Origin of the sequence: Pseudomonas sp. TH08, from assembly GCF_016651275.1 — a bacterium.
Taxonomy (GTDB): domain Bacteria; phylum Pseudomonadota; class Gammaproteobacteria; order Pseudomonadales; family Pseudomonadaceae; genus Aquipseudomonas.
In genome coordinates this window covers 238,828-256,488 of sequence record NZ_JAEKEE010000003.1, presented here as the reverse complement: position 1 = coordinate 256,488, position 17,661 = coordinate 238,828, and the positions used below count along the sequence as shown (strand labels likewise).

5 protein-coding genes are annotated in these 17,661 nt (G+C 59.4%); 2 read left to right on the top strand and 3 right to left on the bottom strand.

Annotated elements, in window-relative coordinates; genetic code table 11:
* Positions 1-22: 22 nt before the first annotated feature.
* Genes JFT91_RS14415 through JFT91_RS14405 form a run of 3 tightly spaced genes read right to left on the bottom strand, consistent with a single transcriptional unit; the run spans position 23 to position 5,498 of the window.
* Positions 23-619, bottom strand: a complete 597-nt coding sequence (locus tag JFT91_RS14415; protein ID WP_201232798.1) for a glutathione S-transferase — start codon at positions 617-619, stop codon at positions 23-25.
* Positions 616-4,257: an SbcC/MukB-like Walker B domain-containing protein gene (locus JFT91_RS14410; RefSeq protein ID WP_201232797.1), complete on the bottom strand. Its 3,642-nt coding sequence runs from the start codon at positions 4,255-4,257 to the stop codon at positions 616-618. Before JFT91_RS14410 ends, JFT91_RS14415 begins: the two co-directional genes overlap by 4 nt.
* Entirely contained in the window at positions 4,254-5,498 is a 1,245-nt protein-coding gene (locus JFT91_RS14405) for an exonuclease SbcCD subunit D C-terminal domain-containing protein (protein WP_201226716.1), read from the bottom strand. The genes JFT91_RS14410 and JFT91_RS14405 overlap by 4 nt, the downstream gene beginning before the upstream one ends.
* A gap of 429 nt (positions 5,499-5,927) precedes the next feature.
* Here JFT91_RS14405 and JFT91_RS30250 point away from each other — a divergent pair, with 429 nt between their 5' ends.
* Both JFT91_RS30250 and JFT91_RS14395 read left to right on the top strand, forming a co-directional pair.
* Positions 5,928-7,055: a filamentous hemagglutinin N-terminal domain-containing protein gene (locus JFT91_RS30250; RefSeq protein ID WP_518524871.1), complete on the top strand. Its 1,128-nt coding sequence runs from the start codon at positions 5,928-5,930 to the stop codon at positions 7,053-7,055.
* A complete protein-coding gene (locus JFT91_RS14395) occupies positions 7,052-17,635 on the top strand; it encodes a hemagglutinin repeat-containing protein (RefSeq protein ID WP_518524876.1) in 10,584 nt (3,527 codons plus the stop codon). Before JFT91_RS30250 ends, JFT91_RS14395 begins: the two co-directional genes overlap by 4 nt.
* Positions 17,636-17,661: the final 26 nt, after the last annotated feature.

The window sequence follows — 17,661 nt, the reverse complement described above, 5'->3', positions numbered from 1 at the left end:
CTGTGTGATGCCGGGTTTAGAGCTATTTCTTCATGATCGAGGTGAAGAGGTCGGACTCGAGGAAATTGTGCAACCAAGCCTGCAGACGCGGGTAAGGCGCCTGCGCAAACCACTCGCGATCTACGTGCGCAAACTGCCGAACGAACGGCAGCAGGGCGATATCCGCCAGACTCGGATGATCAGTCAGCAAATAATCGCGATCCGTCAGCAACTCATCCAGCTTCTGCAAAAACAACGCGCCCTCAGCCCGATAAACCTCCATCCGCTGTTCGGGATAGCGCTCGGCGTATTTGTAGCGATTCAGGTGCACCTTGAACACTTGATCGTTGCCCTGAATCAGCTTGTCCATCCATAACGCCCCGAACGAGTCCCCGTCGAGTAGCCAGTTGTCCGGATCATTCTGCGCCAACGCCCAGCGCATGATCTCCAGGCTCTCATCAATCACCCGCCCACCGGCATCCAGCACCGGCACCGTACCTTTGGGCGAGATCGCCAGCATCTCGGCCGGTTTCGCCTTGAGGCTGACCTCAACGATGTCCACCGGTACACCCGAGTAACGTAACGCCATCCGCGCACGCATGGCGTACGGGCAGCGGCGGAAGGAATACAGCGTGTTCATTTCACCTCCAATGTGCTCAAACCATTGCCTTGACGTTGCACCTGAATCTGCACCGGAATCCGTTCGTGCATTTCCTGCACGTGGGAAATCACCGCGACTTTGCGGCCCTGCGCCTGCAAGCCATCGAGCGCGTCCATCGCCAGTTGCAGCGACTCCGGATCGAGGCTGCCAAAGCCTTCATCGATAAACAGCGATTCGATTTTCAGCGTACTCGACGCCATCGATGCCAGACCCAACGCCAACGCCAGCGACACCAGGAACGTCTCGCCACCGGACAACGAATGCACGGAGCGCAGTTCGTCGCCCATTTCTGTGTCCATCACCAGCAGGCCGAGCATGCTGCCGCCGCGTTTCAGGCGATAGCGTTTGACCAGTTGGCGCAGTTGCACGTTGGCGTGATGCACCAGCAAGTCGAGGTTGTAGGCCTGGGCGATCTTGCGGAAGGTGTCGCCGGTAGCGGAGCCGATCAAGGCACTCAGTCGCGCCCAGCGCTGAAACTCGGCGTAGGCATCAGCGATCTGTTGCGCCAGCGCCTGATTGGCGTTCTGCCGGCGTTGATCCTCGACCTGTTCAGCGCGCAATTCGGCGCAGTGCTGCTCGCTGACGGTGAATTGGTTTTGCAGTTCTGTCAGTGCGCTGGCGAGTTGCTCGGCGTCGAGGTTGCCGTTGTGCTGGGCCTGATGATCCAGCAGGCGCTGATCGCGCTCCTGCAACAACACCTTGGCCTGCTCGACGGCTTTTTCGTTTTGCTGCAAGCGTTGGCGCAGATCAGCGAATTGCGCATCGTCGACTCGTAACAGGTCTTCGAGGCCACCGTCATCCAGTTCCGGGTGACGGGCGCGCCAGTCGGCAATCTTGCCGGCCAGATCCTGATCTTCGTTTTCCAGCGCGTGTAAACGTTGTTGCTGTGCCTTCAGTTCGGCAGCGATCTGCACGAGCTGTGTGCGGACGTTTTGCAGATCCTGCGCCGTCGTGGTTTCGGCGTTGCGCGCCTGTTCTACAGCCTGTTCCAACTGCTGTTGCCAGTGCTCGGCGCTGCTGTGCTGGCCGAGCAATTGCGCGAGTTTTTCCTGGCAGATTTGCTGTTGTCCGGCCAGCGCGTTGAACTGCTGCTCAGCCGTTTGCGCATGCTGCACGCGGGTTTGCTGACGATCCTGTTCTTTGTCCAGCGTCTGCTGGCGTTGCTGTTGCTCGGCCAGTTCTTCTTTCTGTTGATCGACTTGCGCCAGGCGCTCAGCGATCTGCCGGTCGAGCTGCATGAACGTCGCCGCCGGCTCCAGGCGCAAGGCTTCAAGAGTCTCGGCGGGCAGCAGATTGCCGAACGCCGTCAGCTCTTCGTCGAGGCGCTGACGGTCACTGCTCAGTTCGCGTTGCTGATTACTCAGGTGTTGCGCCGCTTGCTGGTGCGCGGTTTCCGCCTGACGCAATTGTTGCGTCAGGCGCGCGGCATCCTGTTGCAGGGTGAGCAGGGCGTTCTGGCGTTGTTCGTCCTGAGTGATGCTCTGGTTCAACTGTTCGTTCTGGCGCAGCAGCCAAGCGTCGCGCTTGTCGGCGTGCTGATTCAGCAACTGCGCGGACAACGGATGCGCGTCGAGGCTCGGCGCGAGGGCCTGTTGCTGACTCGCCAATTGTTCCTGCTGTTGCAGCAACTCTTTTTGCTGAGCAATGACAGCCCCCACGTCGGCGCGCAGTTCGCTGAGCTTTTCCTTGAGTTGATCGACGACTTGCTGCGCATTGGCTTGCTCGCTTTCGTCGTGGCGACCGAGGCTTTGCAGCAATGCTTCCGGCTGATGGTAGGGGTGCTCGTTGCTGCCGCACACCGGGCATGGCTGGTCATCCTGCAACTGCTCACGCAACTCTTCGACACTGGCACTGCGCGCCAGGCGTTGGCGCTCAAGCAGTTCGCGGGTGACGTTGAGGGTTTGCTCGGCGATGGTCAGTTCGGCTTTGCTTTTCACGCCGTCCTGGGTCAGGCGCTCACGTTGCTGCTGAGCGCTGAGCTGGCGTTGTTGCAGTTCGGCGCCGCGCTTGTCCAACTCCTGCTGAGTGGCCCACAGGCGCGACAGGTCTTCGAAGGCGCGCAATTGTTTGCGGTTGTCTTGCAACAGCGTGCCAAGGATGCCGATCTGTTCAGCAACGGCGTCGGGTTCGGCGCCGGCCTCGTTGAACAGCACTTCAAGTTGCTGCTTCTGCGCGGTCAACTCCTCGGCGCTGCGAGTGGCGTTTTGTTCGAGGTTCGCCAGTTCGGCCTGCCCCTTGTTCAGCCGATTGCCGATCAACATCAATTGCTGGAGACGATCGCGATAGGCATTCCAGGCGTCGCTTAGCGGCGCCAGATGGGCGCTTTGTTCCAGCTCGGTGGCGATGCGTTGCAAGCGTTCGGCGACCTGGCCCTGCTTTTCCTGCAAAGTTTGAATGGCGCTCTGGCCATCGGTACAGGCCTGCTGCGCATTGGCTCTGGCTTCAGCACAAGCGGCGACGTCCCTGGCCAGGCGGGCGAGGGTGCTTTGCTCTTCAAAGGCCTGACGCAGCAGCGGTGCGTTTTCGTTTTGTCTTTGTTGCGCGTCGGTCAGTGCGACTTTCGCGGCATCGAGAGTCTGCTCAAGCTGCGTCTGGCGTTCAGTCAATTCGGCGTGCTGCCGGGTGTGCTCGGCAATCTGTGCCGCCAACGGCGCCAGCAACGCATCGAGTTCGGTTTTGCGTGCGAACTGATGCCGCTGTGGGCCGAGTTGCTCCAGACGCGTCAGCTTCACGCGTTCTCCGGCCAGACCTTGCCATTGCTGCTGTGCGCTGTGCAATTGTTCGGTGGCAGCTTGCTGCGCGTCCTGCAAAAGCCGCAGATCCCTGAGCCAACTGTGCTGTTGTTCAAGCTGCTTGAGCTGCGCCTGCTGCAACTTCATCTGCTGCTGCGCGGCGTTGAAACGCTCGTCCAGCTCAGCGCGCGCTTCGGGCGCCAGCGGCGTGACCCCGGTGGCCTGATCCTGCAACAGCTTGTGCGCTTCGCGGGCCTCTTTGGTTTTATCGAAGGCGCGACGGCCGAGACGGGTGTACAGCGCGGTGTCGGTGAGTTTTTCCAGCAGCTCGCTGCGGTCGTTATCGTCAGCCTTTAGGAATGCGCTGAACTCGCTCTGGGCCAGCAGCACGGCGCGGGTGAACTGCTCGAAGTTGAGGCCCAGCGCGGCTTCCAGTTGCGTCTTGTACTCGCCTTTCTGGCTGGCGAGCAGTTGATCCTGATCGATATCGCGCAGGCTCTGACGACTGGCCTGCAACTTGCCGCCGGCCTTCTCGCGGGCGCGATTGGCCTCCCAGCGCGCTCGATAACGGCGGCCATCGACACCGACGAAATCCACTTCGGCATAACCTTCGCCGGTACCGCGACGCAGCAGGGTCCGCGGGTCGCCAGTGGCGATTTCGCCGTCGGCATCCGGGACTTTGGCGTCGCGGCCGGTGTTGTTCAGTCGCGGCACGGCGCCGAACAGCGCCAGGCACAAGGCGTCGAGCAGGGTGCTTTTACCGGCGCCGGTCGGGCCGGTGATCGCGAACAAACCAGCGCTGGCCAACGGTTCAGCGGTGAAATCAATCTCGAACGGCCCGGCCAGCGAGGCGAGGTTCTTCAAGCGAATGGCGAGAATCTTCATGGCTGCTCGCCCTCCAGTTGCACGTCTTGCAGCAGTTCGGCGAAGTCCTTCAGCGTCTGCTCATCGACCTCGTTACCGTAGTTGTCGAGCCAGGCGCGGCTGAACAGTTCCTGCGGAGTGAGTTGGTCGAGTTCGATCAGCGTGGTGCCGTCCTCCTCGCCGTCAGCGCCTCGGTTGCCGGCGTATTCAGCGGCGATGCGCACCAGCCGCACGGCTTTGCCTTGCAGGGCGTTTTCCACTTGATGGCGCAGGTCCGGTTGCGGCTCGTCGAGGGTTACGCGCACCTCCAGCCATGGCTGGCGCTGGGTTTCGGCGAGCAGGTCGATGTTTGGCAAGTCCGCCAGTTGCAGCAGGATCTCGGCCAGCGGCGCCGGGCCGATGCGTTGTAGCTGAACCGATCTCGGAATGTGTTTCGACTCGACGCTGATCAGGGTTTCCCCCTCAAGCAGGACGTCGAGAATCTGATGCTCATATTTGATCTCGGAGAACGACAACGGAATCGGCGAACCGCTGTAGCGAATGCGCTCCTCACCGTTGACCTTCTGCGGCTTGTGCAAATGGCCGAGGGCGACGTAACTGATGCTCGGCCCGAACAGGCTGGCGGGCAGGGCTTCGGCGTTGCCAATGATCAGGCTGCGCTCGGAGTCTTCCGACACCGAACCGCCGGCCATGTGCGCGTGACTGATCGCAATCAGCGCCTGACCCGGTTGGCGCTTGGCGTTGGCCGCTGCGATCAGCCATTCATGCACCTGACCGATGCCACGCAGATAGTTGTCGCCCAAGTGCGCGCCGGTCACCTCCGCCGGGCGCAGGAACGGTAGCGCCAGGCACCACGCGGCGATTTCGCCGGTTTTATCCGGCAATGGCAGCAGCAGGCGTTCGGCATCCAATTGCCCGTCATCCAGCCACAACACCCGACCCAACGCATGCGTGCGCAAACGGCGCATCAGCGGCGCGGGTAACTCGATCCGCGATCCGGAATCGTGGTTGCCGGCAATCATCACGATGGTCAGCAACGGCTGCTGTTCATGGGCGCTGACGATGAAATCGTAAAGGCGTTCCTGGGCTTTGACCGGCGGATTGACCGTGTCGAAGATGTCACCGGCAATCAACAGCACATCCGGCTGCGCCAGTTTCAATTGGCCCAGCAGCCATTCGAGAAAGCACGCATGCTCGAAATCGCGCTCCTGGCCGTGCAGGTTTTGCCCAAGGTGCCAGTCGGAGGTGTGAAACAGACGCAAGGTGGACTCCGCAACAATTAAAGAGGTGATGGCCGCGAGGAAGTGAAGGGCGGCGAAAGAGGGGAGAGTTTACAGATTATTGCTGCGGCAGGGCTGGTTGTGGATCCGCGGGGCTGCTGACGGATCGCTGAATTTCACCTTGGCCATTCGTCGGCAATGCATGGGCGATGCATCCATTAATTGACGCCAAAATAGTGGCCATCTAATATCGCGCTGCTTATTTGATATCAGTGCGCCACTATCTTCCTCGTAACGACTATTTCTTCTGATCGGCGCCAAAGCGTGTGCCTGTCGGCGGGAGTGCCGCGCCTCTCTTCAATTCCGATTCCCTGCTCGCTGTAAAGAGATTTTAAACATGGACGTTCGCCAATACGCCTTTCTTGCTGGTCAGCCTGCTGCTGCCGAAAAAACCGCGAGCACTTTCTGGGCATGCCCAAGCGCGGGTTGGCGTTTCTCTTGGCGAACGTCATGTTCTGGCAACCGATGTGGGCGCAGGCCGACGGCATCGTGGTGGCCAACCCGAACACCTCGCTGGATCGCGCCGGCAATGGCGTGCCGATCATCAACATCGCCACGCCCAATGGCAGCGGGCTGTCGCATAACCAGTTTCATGATTACAACGTCGGCGCGCAGGGGCTGATCCTCAACAACGGCTCCAGCCAGAATAATCTCACGCAGCTGGGCGGGCACATCATCGACAACCCGAACCTGAAAAACAGCGGTTCGGCGCAGACGATTCTCAACGAAGTCATCAGCGGCAACCCGAGCCAGCTACGTGGCTACACCGAGGTGGCGGGGCAGTCGGCACGCGTGATCGTCGCCAACCCTTATGGCATCACTTGTAATGGTTGTGGCTTCATCAACGCGCCAAGGGTGACGTTGAGCACCGGTAAACCGGTGCTCGACAACGGTCGACTGGATCGCTTCCAGGTTGATCAGGGTTCTGTCGCCATCGAGGGCGCGGGACTCAACGCGAGCAACGTTGATCGCTTCGAAATCATCACCCGCAGCGCAAAGATCAACGCACAGCTTCAGGCGCAGAATCTGACGATCGTCGCCGGGCGCAACGACGTCAACGCGCAGACTTTGAACGCCACCGCCCGCGCCGATGACGGCAGCGCCAAACCGCAACTGGCCATCGACTCCTCGGCGCTGGGTGGCATGTACGCCGGGGCGATCAAGCTGGTCGGCACCGAGGCCGGGGTCGGGGTGAAGCTCGACGGCAAACTGATTGCCAGCGGCGGCGACATTCAGCTCGATGCCAATGGTCAACTGAGCCTCGCCGATACCTCGGCCACCGGCGCAGTCAACGTCAAAGCCGCCAGCCTCGAAACGCGCGGCCCGGTCTACGCCGGCACCGCACTGAACGTGCAGACCCAGGGCAACCTGACCAACCGCCAGACCCTCGCCGCCCGTGACAGTATCAATCTCAGTGCCGGCGGCCAGTTGACCAATGCTGGTGCTATCGACGCAGGCGTCAATGCCGACGGCGGCCGTAACGCCAGCGGTGATCTGAGCCTGAGCGCGCAGAGCCTCGACAACAGCGGAAAAACCTGACCGCCAGCCGCAATCTGACGGTCAATACCGCGCAAACCCTGAACAACCAGAGCGGCGAAATTTCCAGCGGCGGCATGACTCATGTGACTGCCGGTACGGTGAATAACCGTGGCGGGCAGATCCTCGGCGATCTGGGGCTGAGCATCGACCTTCGTGGTGCCCTCGATAACCGTAACGGTGTGCTCGGTTCCGGCCAATCAGTCACTTTCAAAGGGGCCAGCCTGGATAACCGCGAGAGCGGTGTAGTGGTCAGCGATGGCGGTATGACTTTGCGCGTCAGCGGTTTGCTCGACAATCGCGACAAAGGTGAAATCACCGCCAAGGGTGCCATCGACGGGCAAATTGGCAGCCTCGACAATCGTGCGGGAAAAGTCATCGGCAAAAGCACTTTGGCACTGCGCGGCGATACCGCGGATAACCGGGGCGGCGTGATTCAGGCTGACCAGCAACTGGCGGTAAACGTCGACCGTGTGGACAACCGCGACAAAGGCGTGGTCAGCGGCAAGGCCGGTATCGCCTATACAGGCACGCGTCTGGACAACCGCGGCGGTCTGGTCAGCGCAGTTGGCCCGGTCAGCTTGAACGCCAGTGAGGTACAAAACGCCGCGGGCCGAATCTCCAGTCAGAGTGACCTCAGCGCAACCATCGGCGTGTTGCAGCAGCAGGGTGGTGCACTGGTCGCGCAGGGCAACCTGAACCTCAGCGGCAAGGCCCTCGATAACCGCAACGGCGGCATGGTGGGCGCTAAAAAAGCGCTGACTTTGAATGTCGAGGAAATCGACAATCGCAGCGGCGAAATCTCCAGCAGCCTGTTGCTGAACATTACGGGCCAGCGTCTGGATAACAGTGCGGCAGGCAAAGTTCTCGCCGAGACTGACCTCGCTCTTAACGTTGCCAAATTGATCAACCAGAGCAAAGGCCTGATCAACGCCAAAGGCGTAGCGACTCTCACCGGTAGCTCTCTGGACAATAGCGCGGGTCGTTTCGACAGCCTCAAAGGGCTGGTCATTACCCTCGACGATGCCTTGATCAACACGCAAGGCGTCATCAGCAGCGAAGGCACGCTGACGGCCAATGTCGGACGCATCGACAATAGCGCCGGCAGCCTGAGCAGCGCCGGCATTCTGAAGATCACCAGCCGTGGCGCCGTGATCAACCAGGCCGGTTCGATCAGCACCGACAGCACTTTGACCTTCAGCAGCGGTCGTCTGGACAACAGCCAGAAAGGCCTGCTGGTCGGCAAAGGCAACAGCCGGATCGATACCGCCGACCTCGACAACAGTCAGGGCGGGAAGATCACCAGTGAAGCTTCTCTGCAGCTCAAAGCCGCTCAGGTCAATAACGCCGCTGGCCGAATCGCCAGCCAGCAAGCGCTGGACGTGTCGGTCACCGGCCTCGATCAGCAAGGCGGCGAACTGTTCAGCAAGAGCAACCTGATTCTTGATCTGAACAACGGCCAGTTGAACAACCAGAAGGGGTTGATCAACGCTCCCGGCACGCTGTTGCTGAAAAACCTCAATGGCGTAAACAACCAGGGCGGTGAAATTTCCAGTCAGAAAGCGTTCGAGATTGCGGCTCATGACCTGGACAACAGCAACGGCAAACTGATCAGTCAGCAGGGGCTGACGCTGCGTATTGCGCAGGCGTTGAACAACCTCAAAGGCAGTCTTTCCGGCACATCGCTGGACATCCATAGCGACAGCCTCGACAACCACGAAGGCCTGATCAGCAGTCGTGGCGATTTGCTGCTGACGACCGACAAGACCTTGGATAACCAACTCGGTACAGTCATCGCCGACGCAAAACTCACGCTCACGGCAGACACGCTGGATAACCGTAGCGGCAGCATCGCCGGCAAGTCCGATGCCACGGTCAAGGCCGGAAAACTCGATAACCAGAAAGGTAAACTGCTCGCCACTGGCGCACTCCAGGTCGACGCCAATGTGCTCGATAACCGTCAGGCGGGTTTGCTCGGTGCGAGCAAAGACCTGACCTTGACGGTCGATGATCTTGACAACCGTGGCGGCGAAATCAGCACCAACGGCAATCTGCTGGTGACGGGTAAAAAGCTCGATAACAGCGACGCAGGCAAGATCTTCAGCGGCAGCGCGTTGACCCTGACCGTCAATGAACTGATCAACCGCAACAAAGGCCTGATCAGCGCCAGCACGCTACTGACTCTGCAAGGGCAGTCGTTGAACAACAGCGGCGGCGAATTGCTCAGCCAGCAAAACCTGCAACTGACCCTCAGCGGCGCATTCGATAACACCCAAGGCAAAGTCAGCAGTGAGGGCAAATTGGGCGTCAAGACAGCCCAACTGACCAACACTCAGGGCAGTCTTTCCAGTGCCGAGGATCTGACCCTCGACAGCGCCGGCAGCGTCAATAACCAGGGCGGAAAAATCGTCACCGACGGTGCGCTCGTGCTCACCAGCGGCAGCCTCGATAACCGCCAGAAAGGCACGCTCAGTGGTAAAGGTGCGGTCACCGTCGTTACCGGTGCTTTCGATAACAGCACCGGCTCGCTGAGCAGCGCCAACACCCTCAGTCTCGTCGCCGGTCAGGTCACCAACAACGATGCCGGCAGTATTGGCAGTCAGGCTGCGCTGATCGCATCGGTCGCGGGCCTCGATCAACAGGGCGGCAAGCTGTTCAGCAACTCCAGCCTGAGCCTCGATCTGAGCAATGGCCAGTTGAACAACCAGAACGGTCTGATCAACTCGCCGGGTGCGCTGCTGCTCAAGCAACTCAACGGCGTCAACAACCAGGGCGGCATCATTTCCAGCGGTGAAGCGTTCACCCTGGCCGCGCAATATCTGGACAACAGCAACGGCAAACTCTTGAGCAATCAGGGCCTGACCTTGCGCATCGCCAAGGCGCTGGACAACGTCAAAGGTTTGATCGGCGCTGAGTCGATCGATGTGCGGTCCGCGAGTCTGAATAACAGCGAGGGCAAACTGGTCAGCCGAGGTGATTTTGACCTGACCGTTGATGGCTTGCTGCGCAACGATGGCAAAGGCCTGATCAGCGCAGTGCAGTCGCTGCGCATGGACAGCGCCGAGCTCAACAACCGCGACGGTGGTTTGATCAACAGCCATGGCGACCTGACGCTGACTGCCACGCACCTCGATTCCAGCAACGCTGGCGAAGTCTCCGCCAGCGGTGACATCGATCTGAAATTGACCTCGCTGACCCAGAATGGCGGGCGCCTGATGGGCGACAAATCCGTGACTGTAGATCTGGCCAATGGCGACCTCGACAATCAAAACGGTTTGCTCACCGCCAAAGGTCCACTGACCCTCAAGCGCCTGCGTGACCTCAACAACCAGAGCGGTGAAGTCTCCAGCAATCTCGGTTTTGACCTGATCGCCCAAGCGTTCAACAACACCTCCGGCAAAATCATCAGCGGTGAAAAACTGTTGGTGCGCGGCACCGGTCTGATTAACCAGAAAGGCCTGATCTCCGGCTGGCAAGGTCTGACGGTCAACGGGAATAGCCTGGACAACCGCGACGGCGGCACATTGTCCAGCAAGTCCTCTGACATAACGGTCGACCTTAAAGACGCGCTGCTCAATAGCGGCGCCGGTGCTGTAGTCGCTCAAGGCAATTTGAACATCAAGGCAGGCAGCCTCGACAACAGCAACAAAGGCAATCTCAGCAGTGGCGCGGGACAGACCCTGACCCTGAGTGGCACACTCAATAACAACCAAAACGGCCTGATTGCCAGTGGTGCGGCGCTGGATATCGTCAGCACGGCGTTCACCAATGCCGGCGGTGCTGTTAACGCCCAACAGGCAATCAATGTCACGGCTTCGCGCCTGGACAACGGCGCTGGTCAGATTGCCGCTAACGGCGCGATCACCCTCGACCTGAGCGGCGACCTGAACAACAACGCGGGCAAACTGGCCGGTACTGGTGCGCTGCTGATCAAGGGCGTGACCGATCTCCACAACCAGAATGGCCAGCTCGCCAGCCAGAGCACTCTGGACGTGCGCACCGGCTCGCTGGATAACAGCAACAAGGGCACTCTCGCCGCCAATGACCAGTTGCAAATCACCGCGACTGGCACCGTCAAAAACAATGCTGACGGCTTGATCTACAGCAAGAACGCCGATGTTCAGCTGAACGCGGCCAGCCTGCTCAACGGCAAAGGTTCGATCCAGAGCGAAAAGGCACTGACGCTTGAAGTCACCGGCGACTTCGATAACCAGAGCGGCAAAGTCATCGCGCAAAACGGCAACGTCTTCATCAAGGCTACCAACATCGACAACCGCGGCGGTACGCTCTCCAGCATCAAAGGTGCATTGGAAGCGCGCACGGTTGGCGTTCTGCGCAACGGTTTTGACCTGAACAACAACCGTCAGGGCGGCATCATTCAGGCTCAGAGCCTGACGCTGTCGGCATTGGCGGGCATGAGCAACAACGGCGGACGGATCTCCGCGCAAGCAGGCGACAGCAGCATTACCACTGCGGCGCTGGATAACGCCAATGGTGTGCTTTATGCGAAAGGACTGTTGGGCGTCATCGGCGCAAGTCTGGATAACACCAACGGACAAATCGCCGCCAACCGCATCGACTTCGGCCTCAGTGGTGCGTTGAGCAACGGCGCGGGCGTGATCGAAAGCGATAGCCAACTGACCGTCAAAGCGGCCAGCGTCGATAACCAGAATGGACGGCTGCGTTCGCTGGGCAATACCGGCAAGACCCTGTTCCAGATCGGCGGTTTGCTCGACAACCGCAACGGCGTGCTGGAAACCGCCAATACCGACATGACCATTGCCGTTGGCGGTTTCCTCAACGCCGGCGGGCAACTCAACCACGTCGGACGCGGCAAGTTCGACATCTCCACCGCCAATGTCATCGGCGCTGGCGGCAGCATCGTCACGGGTGGGCTGCTGGAGCTCAACGCCGACAGCTGGAGCAACTCCAGCGTCATTCAGGCCGGTCGCCTGAACGTCAACGTCGGCCAGTTCACCCAGACGTCCAACGGCAAATTGCTGGCTTCCGACTACCTGCAGATCCGTGGCGGCAACTGGACAAACGATGGCTTGATCGCCAGTGATGGCTTCCTCGATATGCAGATCGGCGGAACCTATGCCGGCAGCGGCCGCTTGACCAGTCAGCGCGGCGCTTACCTTTCCGCCGCGCAGATGAACGTCGCGGCGGGCGGCAGTTTCGCGGTGGGCGCCGCGTCGACCGTCAATGTCGGCGGGCAGCTCACCAACGCCGGGCGCATGACCTCCAGCGAAGACCTGACGATCAACGCGGGCGGTGTTGCCAACTACGGCACTTTGGGCGCGGCGCAGAACCTCATCATCAATACGCCTTCGCTGCTCAATGATCGCGGGCTGATTTTCAGCGGCAACAACATGACCCTTGGCGTCAGCACGCTGACCAACCAGCACGGTGATTTCTACGGTCTGGGCGATGTGGTGATCGGCGGGTATGGCGGCGCGGCGCGAGCAGCGGGGGTGTACAACATTTCCGGCTCGATGGAGAGCGGGGGCGGGTTTACGCTCAGTGCCGATGTGTTTGAGAACCGCACTGAAGGGCCGACGGCGTCGGTTGAGCGCAAGCTCATTTCCGGGTTGATTGCAGCCAGCTGTGGCGACTGTGTTGGCGGTACCTTCAACAACTTCCTCGCCACTCGTGAGACTTACCAATTCTTCGATACCGATACCAGCGCCTCGGCGATGTTCAATGTCGGCAAGGATTTTACGTTCACCGGCGGCACGTTCCTCAACAGCAAAAGCACGGTAGCGGCGGGTGGCAACATCACCATCACCGCCGACAGCTTGAAGAACATTGGCGCCAAGAGCGGGACCGTCGAAGTCACGCGCCAGTACAACTTCGAGATGGGCACGGGCACCACGGCGCAATTCATGGCCAACGTGATCTTGCCGTACAACCAGCGCAACAACCCTGATTTCCCGTTTGTGTACTACGTCATCGCGCCGGAAGGCCTGATCCGTAAAGCGATCGCCAAAACCGTGGGCAATGGCATCGTCATCGTCGACGCCGAGACCGGCGAAAACGTCGGTAGTCGCAAATATGGCCGGGCCATGTCTGGATATACCGCTGGCTTTGAAACCTCAACGCCATCGAAGTATGACCCCAATAATCTGATGGCAATACCGAGTGAACTGGCCCCCTACGCGAAAGGCGTCGCCCTCGAAACCCCGGTTAACAGCACCGGTGCAACTGATACCAACAACTCACGCAACGCAGTGATTCAGGCAGGCGGCAACGTCTCGATCAACGCAGCCAGGGAAGTAGTAAACAGCGTCGTCCGCGGGGACTACGCCCCAAGTGGCGGTACCAATAAAGTTGCTGATACCAAAGTCGGAAACACCGGCACCACAGTCGTTCACATCAACAGCCAACTGCCGCCTGACCTCGCTCAGCAACAAGTCAACCCGCTGAGCTTGCCCGGTTTTTCTCTGCCAACCGGTGAAAACGGTTTGTTCCGTTTGAGCGGCCAAGGCACCAGCAACGCTACATCGTCTGGCAACTCTGGTCCTGCGCCAACCTGGACTGTCGGCACTGAAGCGGTCAATGCTCAGGACCACATGGTCGTTGGCACCAGCGGCGGGCCGCGCAACTTGTTTATCGATTCTCCGGCTCAGGTATCCGACAGCACTCGCGCAGTGGATACGTTCCACCGGGACCCGAGTGTGGTCAAGGCTGTCGCCAGCACTGTCGACGTCAATGTGCCGGTGAGTTCCGCTGGCCCTGGGATGAAAGACCGAGGCAACGACGCCAAAGAGTCGATCGACAACCGCCCGGTCACGCGTGTCACTGGCCTGCCAGACACCACCGCGCCATCGAACCCGCACAAATACCTGATCGAAACCAACCCGGTACTCACCGACCTCAAGTCGTTCATGAGCTCCGACTACCTGCTGGAAAAACTCGGCTACAACCCCGACCAGAGCGCCAAGCGTCTGGGCGACGGTCTCTACGAACAGCGCCTGATCCAGCAAGCCGTGACCGCCCGCACCGGGCAGGCCTTCCTCGATGGCCAGACCTCCAACGAGGCCATGTTCAAGTACCTGATGAACAACGCCGTCGCCAGCAAGGACGCGCTCAACCTGTCGGTTGGCGTCGGCCTCACGTCGCAGCAAGTCGCCGCGCTGACCCACGACATCGTCTGGCTCGAAGAGCACGAAGTGAACGGCGAAAAAGTGCTGGTGCCAGTGGTGTATCTGGCGCAGGCCAACGGCCGTCTCGGCCCGACCGGCGCGTTGATCGCCGGTAACGATGTGACGCTGATTGCCGGGGAAAACCTCGAGAACGTCGGGACTCTGAAAGCGACCAATAACCTGTCCGCCACAGCGGGCAAGGATCTGGTCAACAGCGGTTCGATCGAGGCGGGCAACCGTCTGGATCTGCTGGCGACCAACAGCATCGTCAACAAGGCCGGCGGCATCATTGCCGGCAAGGACGTCAGCCTGACCACGCGTACCGGCGATGTGATCAACGAGCGGACCATCACCTCGATGGACGACCAGTACGGCTCCGTCACCCGGCATCAGGATTTTGCCGACAACGCAGCGCGGATCGAGGCGGCCAACGACCTGACCGTCAAAGCGGCCAACGACATCAACATCGTCGGCGGCGTGATGAAAAGTGGTCAGGACATGGTGTTGAACGCGGGGCGCGACGTAAATGTGTCGTCTGTGCAGGTTAACGACAGCGTTTCGTTGGGCTCAAGATCGAGCAAAAGCGACATCACCCAACTGGCGGCTGATATCGAGGCCGGGCGTGATTTCAAGGCTGAGGCCAAGCGCGATATCAATGTGATTGCCAGTGAGATCGATGCCAAGCGTGATGTGTCGATGACGGCAACTGAGAACATGCTTATCAGTTCGGCGGCGGATGAAGAACACTCCAAATCCAGGAACAAAAAAGAGAAGCGCCAAGAGGATCATGTCAGTCAGGTCATGTCGGGAATCACGGCGGGCGGCGACGTGTCGCTGGCCGCTGGGCAAAATCTCGCCGTGGTGTCCAGTCGCGTCACTGCTGGCGATGAAGCCTATCTGGTAGCAGGTGATCGTCTCGATGTCCTTGCTGCTCAAGATATGGACTACTCGCTATATGACATGAAGAAGAAGGGCAGTTTCGGCAGCAAGAAAACCAAGCATGACGAAGTCACTGATGTGAAAAACATCAGCAGCGAAATCACCTCCGGCGGCAGCATGCTGCTCGCCAGTGGCGGCGATCAGCATTACCAGGCGGCCAAGCTCTCTAGTGGCAACGACCTGATTATCAGCAGTGGTGGGGCCGTTACGTTCGAGGGCGTGAAGGACCTGCATCAAGAGAGCCATACAAAAAGTAATACCAGCCTGTCCTGGAACTCGATGTCGGGCAAAGGCAAAACCGACGAGATCCTGCGCCAAAGCGAGCTGGTTGCTCAGGGGCAATTGGTCATCAAGGCGGTTGATGGCCTGAACATCGACATCAAACAGATCAACCAGAAATCGATCAGCCAGACCATTGATGCAATGGTCAAGGCAGATCCGCAACTGGCTTGGCTCAAAGAAGCCGAAAAGCGCGGTGACGTGGACTGGCGCCTAATCAAGGAAACTCACGAATCGTTCAAATACAGCAGTTCGAGCCTGGGTCAGGGCGCGATGCTGGCGATCATTATTATTGTCACAGTATTGACGGCCGGTGCTGCCAGTACGTTGGTGGCCTCCGCTAGTACGGCGATGGGCGCCAGTGCGGGCGGCACTATGGCAGCGGCTTCGGTAGCGACTGCGGCAACGGCAACGAGTGCCGGCACCGCTGCCGCTGCGGCAGGGCTGGGTAATGTGATTGCGACGAGCGTGCTGACAACCATGGCCAGCACCGCGGCTGTTAGCACAATCAATAACAAGGGCAATCTAGGTGCCGTAGTCAAGGAAACCTTCAGTAAGGACAGCCTGAAAAATGCAGCGATTGCTGGTGTAACAGCTGGCGTTACAAAGGGTGTAATTGATCCACAACTCGGCGGCCACACGGTGCCGTTCAACAATATTACAAAAGGATTTGACCTAAATACTCTTCAAGGTATTGGTGGATTCGCCGTTCATGCGGGTGCACAGGGCCTTGCAGGCGGGGCCATAAAAACCGTGATCAGCGGCGGCAGCTACAGCGAGAACCTGAAGGAAGGGCTGATTTCCCAGGCAGGCAATGTGGCTGCCGCCACCGCGTTCAACTTTGTCGGGGGCTACGCCCAGGATCACTGGCAAGCAGCACACGATGTGGGTGATACGACGGGTATGGCGATGTGGGCCGAGGGCGGCGTTGGCCGCACCGCGTTGCACGCGTTGATGGGCGGCGCGATATCCAGCGCAACCGGTGGAGATTTCAAAACCGGCGCGGTGGCCGCAGGCGCCAGTCAGGCCATGGCTGGAGCACTCAACTCTACTTTCGACACGCTGCCCAAGTTGCGCGAGGCGTTTTCCCAGATTGTCGGTTTGACAGCCGCTGGATTGGCCGGCGGAGACGTCAACAAGGCATCGTGGGTCGCTTTGATGGCTGACCAGTACAACCGCCAGCTCCATCAAAAAGAAGTCTTGGCGCTGGAAAAGCTGCAAAAAGAAAATCCCGAAAAAGCGTATCAACTCAAAGCGGCAGCTTGCGCCCTGGTTCATTGCAGTGCTTCGGTTCACCCGGATGACAAAGCCAATTATGAGGCGCTGACAGCACTGGAGGCCGATGGCAGAGGCTTCAAGGATGCACAAGATGCGCTTTTCGCCACCAGAGCCTTCGACGAATATTCGAAATGGGACCAGGTCAACGATGGCTTGGTGCGCAATGAAGAAAGCGTTCAACGCTCTGGTAATGCCGTCCAGGCAATAGTCGCCGGGGCGGGCGCTGTATTGGGTTATAGCGGGGCGGTATTGACAAGCCCTGCTTGCGTCACTTTCGTTGGTTGCACTCTGCCGGCACTGTCCGGAGCAGGGGGTGCCGCTTCCTTCCTGGAAAGCTGGGAAGCTACCGGGCGACTGTTTGCACCTTACGAATACACCCAAGGCGACAGGGTACTTGCGTCCTTCAGCAGTGAAACATACCCCGGTGATGTGAATCCGCTTCGTGACTACGGGACGGAAGCAGCAAAAGCCGCACTTGAATTAATACTGCTCAAAGGTGCAGGGAAATACCTCGAAGGGACTGGGGCGTTGGTTTTGGCCCCCAAGAAGACTGGAACTGCCACAGGCGCCACATCTGAAGTCTCTAGAGTTGAATTCAACGCCTCTCGCGATGCAGAAGGTTTTGGACTGTCTGGACAGCGTGACTTTGCTCCGGGGAGAGAGCATCGTGCGGAGAATATCAACGCTGGACAGGTCACTGATCGTGATGGTCTGCCGCGTGTGGATGATCAGAAAACGGCGAATGATGCGCTATTGACTGAGCAGGCGGGTGGTGTGAAACCTCCTTACTGGGCAACACAACGTCCAGCTTGGAAAGAGGGGACAATCGTCACCGATAAGGTATTGGATCAGCCGCGAACGATGACGATGGTAATCGATCAGACGCAATACGAAGCCATAAAGGGTAGTGACTTAAAGAAAAAAATCCTGCATCTTTCTTAGGTGGATGGGCAACAGACTCTCCAGTG